We start from the raw sequence: 4,902 nt of genomic DNA on the forward strand, positions 1-4,902 counted from the left end.
CCTCAAGCCCGCCACCAACCAGCTGCTGGTCGGGCATTCGCCCCGCGCGCTGGTCGTGCTGCCGATCACCATCGCCGTCCTGGCGCTCGGCCGGACGGCCGCCCAGGTGACCCAGGCCACGCTGATGAACCGGATCGGCAATGGCGTGGTGGCCGACATCCAGCTGCAGCTGTTCGGCAAGCTGGTGCGCGCCGACCTCGCCCACCTGCGCACCCAGCACTCCGGCGCCTACGTCTCCTCGGTGCTCTACGACGCGGGCCTGACGCGCGAGGCGGCGACGAGCGGGGTGATCAACTACACCCAGAACTTCCTGACCACCGCCGGCGCCGTGGTGGTGATGTTCTACAACGACTGGATCCTGTCGCTGACCCTGCTGGTCGCAGCCCCGCTGGCGAACGCCATCATGCGCCGGTTCTCCAAGCAGACGACCAAGGCCGCCAAGGGCGCGATGGCCGAGACCTCGGCGCTCTCCACCGCCATCATGGAGAGCCTCGACGGCGTGCGCGTGGTGAAGATCGAGAACCGCGAGGCCTTCGAGGAGGCGCGCGTGGCCGAGGTGGTGCGCCGGCGCGAGAAGTTCCTGGTCAAGGGGGCCAACGCCCGCGCCCGCGCCGCACCGGCCACCGAGCTCCTGATGACCCTGATCATGGCGGTGGTGTTCGCCTACGCCGGCTGGCGTTCGCAGCACGGCGGCATGAGCGCCGGCGCCTTCATCTCCTTCGTCGCGGCCTTGGGCATGGGCTCGCAGTCGCTCAGGCAGCTGGCCAACCTGCAGACGGTGTTCGCCGAGGGCATGTCGGCGGCGCGCCGGCTGTTCGCCGCCCTCGACGTCGAGCCGGAGATCCGCGACGAGGCGCACGCCCGGCCGCTCGGGCGCGCCAAGGGCGAACTCGCGTTCGAACAGGTCGGCTTCGCCTATGGGACCGACGGGCCCGCGGCGCTCAGCGACGTGAGCCTCGAGGTGAGGCCCGGCGAGACGGTGGCCCTGGTCGGCCCGTCCGGCGGCGGCAAGACCACCCTGCTCAACCTGATCCCGCGCTTCTACGACGTGACCGAGGGCCGGGTGACGCTCGACGGCCGTGACGTGCGCGAGGTGACGCTGGCCTCGCTGCGCCGCCAGATCGCCCTGGTGACCCAGGAGCCGTTCCTGTTCGACGACACCATCCGCGCCAACATCGCCTACGCCCGGCCCGACGCCAGCCAGGCGCAGATCGAGGCCGCGGCGGGGGCGGCGGCGGCGCACGACTTCATCTCGGCCCTGCCGGGCGGCTACGAGACCGCGGTCGGCGAGGCCGGCGCCCGGCTCTCAGGCGGCCAGCGGCAGCGGATCGCCATCGCCCGCGCCTTCCTGAAGGACGCCCCGATCCTCCTCCTCGACGAAGCGACCAGTGCGCTCGACACCGAGAGCGAGGCCCAGGTGCAGGCGGCGCTGAAGCGGCTTATGGCCGGCCGCACGACCCTGCTCATCGCCCACCGGCTGTCGACCGTGCGCGGCGCCGACCGGATCTACGTCATCGACAAGGGCCGCATCGTCGAGAGCGGCGACCACGACGGCCTGGTGCGCAAGGGCGGCCTCTACGCCCGGCTCGCCCGCACGCAGGATCTGGAGGCGGTTTGAAGGGGCTGCTGCGCAACGACGGCGTCCAGGCCTTCCTGGGCTGGGTGCTCGGGACCTATTTCCGCGTGATCCTGCGCACGGTGCGATGGCGCCATGAGAACCTGGCCTGCGTCGAGCCGGTGCTGGCCGGCGACAGCGGCGCCATCGGCCTCTTCTGGCACGGCCGCGTGCCGCTCTGCCTGGCGACCGCCCCGCAGTGGTGGAGGAAGCGCACGCGGGCCTTCGTCAGTCCCTCGTCGGACGGGCAATTCATCGCCGACGCGCTGGCGATGTCCGGCTTTCCGGCGATCCGCATCTCGTCGGCCAAGAAGGGCGATGCGGCCAAGGCGCGCCAGGCGGTGGCGGCGATCCGCGAGGCGGTGACCTGGGTCGCCGGCGGCGGGGCGCTGATCGTCACCCCCGACGGCCCGCGCGGGCCCAACGAAGTCATCGCCCCGGGCGCCCTGCAGATCGCCAAGCGCTCGGGCCAGCCGGTGTTCCTGATGGGCATCGCCGCCCATCCGGCGACCCAGCTGAAGACCTGGGACCAGGTGATGTTCGCCGCCCCCTTCGGCCGCGGAGCGGTGGTCTGGGACGGACCGCTGCACGTGCCGGCCGACGCCGACGACGCCGAAATCGCACGGCTGATCGCCGGCTGGTCGGCCAGGTTGTCGAGCGCCACCCGCCGCGCCGAGGCGCTCGTCGGGCGCAGCCCCGTTGATCCCGCCGCCGCCGGGTGAGAGATAAGCCCATGGCCAGCGCCCACCCGCACGATCATCACCACGACCATGAGCATGACCATGACGCTCATCACCATGGTCACGGGCACGACCACGGCCATCATCATCACCACCATCACGTCTCGCCGGAGAACATGGGCCGGGCCTTCGCCATCGGCGTGGCGCTCAATTCCGCCTTCGTGGCGGCGGAGGTGGCGGCCGGCCTCTGGGCAGGCTCCCTGGCGCTGCTGGCCGACGCCGGCCACAACCTCTCCGACGTCCTGTCGCTGATCCTGGCCTGGGGCGCGGCGGCGCTGGCCAGGCGCGCGCCCGCAGGGCGGCGGACCTATGGCCTGCGCAAGAGCACCATCCTGGCCTCGCTGGCCAACGCGGTGCTGCTGATGGTGGCGGTCGGGGCGATCGTCTCGGAGTCGGTCCACCGCTTCGCCGCGCCGGCCTCGGTGCAGACCGGGGTGGTCATGCTGACCGCCGCGATCGGCGTGGCGATCAACACGGCGACCGCCCTGCTGTTCTTCCGCGGCGGCCACGGCGACCTCAACGTCCGCGGCGCCTTCCTGCACATGGCCGGCGACGCCGCGGTCTCGGTGGCGGTGGTGATCGGCGCCTTCGTGATGGCGCGCACCGGCCTTTCCTGGATCGATCCGGCGCTCAGCATCGCCATCGCCGTCTTCATCCTCTGGGCGACCTGGGGGCTCCTGAGAGAGTCCATCGACCTGTCGCTCGACGCCGCGCCCAAGGGGATCGACGTCGACAAGGTGCGCGGCTGGCTGGCCGATCAGCCCGGCGTGGTGGAGGTCCACGACCTGCACATCTGGGCCATGAGCACCACGGAGACGGCGCTGACCGTCCACCTGATCCGGCCGGCGAACGACGACGGCGACGCCTTTCTGCACCGCACCTGCGAGGGCCTCGCCCGGCGCTTCAACATCGGCCACGCCACCATGCAGGTCGAGACCAACCCGGCCCATGCCTGCCGGCTCGCGCCGCCCGAGGTGGTGTGAGGCGCAAGACGAGGCCCCTGCCGCTGGCGCTGTACGGCGCAGCGACGCTGCTGCTCGAGCCGCTTGCGCCACGCCTGCTCGCCGCCCGCGCGGCCAAGGGCAAGGAAGCAACCCCGCGCCTGCACGAGCGGCTTGGCCGCGCCAAGCGCCCGCGGCCGGCGGGCCGGCTCGTCTGGCTGCACGCGGTCAGCGTCGGCGAAAGCCTGTCGCTGCTGCCGCTGATCGCGGCCCTGGGGCGCCGGCCGGAGCTGGCGCTGCTGGTCACCTCCGGGACTGTCACCTCGGCCGAGTTGCTGGCGCGCCGGCTGCCGCAGGGCGTGATCCATCAGTTCGCCCCCATCGACGCCCCCGGGGCCGTACGCCGGTTCCTCGACCACTGGCGGCCCGACGCCGGCCTCTTCGTCGAGAGCGAGCTGTGGCCGAACCTGATCCTGGCGGCCCGGGCGCGCGGCGTGAAGCTGGGCCTGATCTCCGCGCGGATCACCGCCGCCAGCGCCGCCGGCTGGGCCCGCGCCCCAGCCTCGGCCCGCGCCCTGCTCGGCGCCTTCGACCTGATCCTGCCGCAGGACGAGGCCACGGCGGGGCGGTTGGAGGCGCTGGGCGCGGTGACCGGCCCGCGGCTGAACCTGAAGCGCGCCGGCGCGGCCCCGCCCGCGGACGAGGCTGCGCTCGCCGGGTTTCGCGCGCAGATCGGCGCCCGTCCGGTGGTGCTGGCCGCCAGCACCCATCCCGGCGAGGAGCCGCTGATCGCCGAGGCCTTCCGCGCCGTGGCCGACGATCGGCCCGACGCCCTGTTGATCCTCGCCCCGCGCCATCCCGACCGCGGCCCGGGGCTCGCCGCCGAGCTGGCGGCCGGCCGCTGGTCGGTCGCACGGCGCAGCCTGGGCGAGACGCCCGGCGCCGGCGTCCAGACCTATGTGGCCGATACGCTGGGCGAGATGGGCCTTTTGCTCCGGCTGGCCGATGTCGTGGTGATGGGCGGCAGCTTCGTGGACGGGATCGGCGGGCACAATCCACTGGAGGCCGCCAGGCTGGGCGCGGCGCTGGTCACCGGTCCGCACGTCGCCAACGCCGAGGAGCTCTATGACGAGATGCTGGCGGAGGCCGCGGCGATCCAGGCCGCCGACGCAAGCGCCCTGACGCGCCACCTGCGCGGCCTGCTGGCCAATCCCCAGATCGCCCGTCGCATGGGCGAGGCCGCGCTCGACTACGCCGAGCGGCAGAACGCGACGCTGGAAGGTGCGCTGCCGCTGATCGAGGACCTGGTGGGATCGTGAAGCTCTCGACGCCGCGCTGGTGGTACAGCCGCGATCGGCGGGTCATGCCGGTGACGCGCGCCCTGCTCACGCCCGTCTCCTGGATCTGGGCGGCGGTCACCGCACGGCGCATCGCCAGGACCGCGTGCCAAGACGTCGGCGTGCCGGTGATCTGCATCGGCAACCTGACGCTCGGCGGGACCGGCAAGACGCCGATCGTTCGCGCCGTCGCCGAGCGGTTGGCCGCCCAAGGCGTCGACGTCCACCTGCTCTCCCGCGGCTACGGCGGCAGCCTCAAAGGCCCCGTG

The 4,902-nt window shown here is 73.0% G+C and carries 5 protein-coding genes; all 5 read left to right on the forward strand.

The features are described 5' to 3' along the window. A partial coding sequence (locus VJS38_RS02285) for an ABC transporter ATP-binding protein (protein ID WP_324086531.1) occupies positions 1 to 1,618 on the forward strand: 1,618 nt, incomplete at its 5' end. Further along, positions 1,615 to 2,337 (forward strand): lysophospholipid acyltransferase family protein, encoded by a 723-nt coding sequence (locus VJS38_RS02290; protein WP_324086532.1) that lies wholly within the window; start codon positions 1,615 to 1,617, stop codon positions 2,335 to 2,337. The genes VJS38_RS02285 and VJS38_RS02290, both read left to right, overlap by 4 nt. 11 nt (positions 2,338 to 2,348) lie before the next feature. Then, entirely contained in the window at positions 2,349 to 3,338 is a 990-nt protein-coding gene (locus VJS38_RS02295; RefSeq protein ID WP_324086533.1) for a cation diffusion facilitator family transporter, read from the forward strand. Next, complete coding sequence (locus VJS38_RS02300) at positions 3,335 to 4,615, forward strand: 3-deoxy-D-manno-octulosonic acid transferase (RefSeq protein WP_324086534.1); 1,281 nt, start codon at positions 3,335 to 3,337, stop codon at positions 4,613 to 4,615. The genes VJS38_RS02295 and VJS38_RS02300 overlap by 4 nt, the downstream gene beginning before the upstream one ends. After that, on the forward strand, positions 4,612 to 4,902 hold a 291-nt coding region (locus tag VJS38_RS02305), incomplete at its 3' end, for a tetraacyldisaccharide 4'-kinase (RefSeq protein WP_324086535.1). The genes VJS38_RS02300 and VJS38_RS02305, both read left to right, overlap by 4 nt.

Source organism: Phenylobacterium sp. (assembly GCF_035276905.1).
GTDB lineage: Bacteria > Pseudomonadota > Alphaproteobacteria > Caulobacterales > Caulobacteraceae > Phenylobacterium.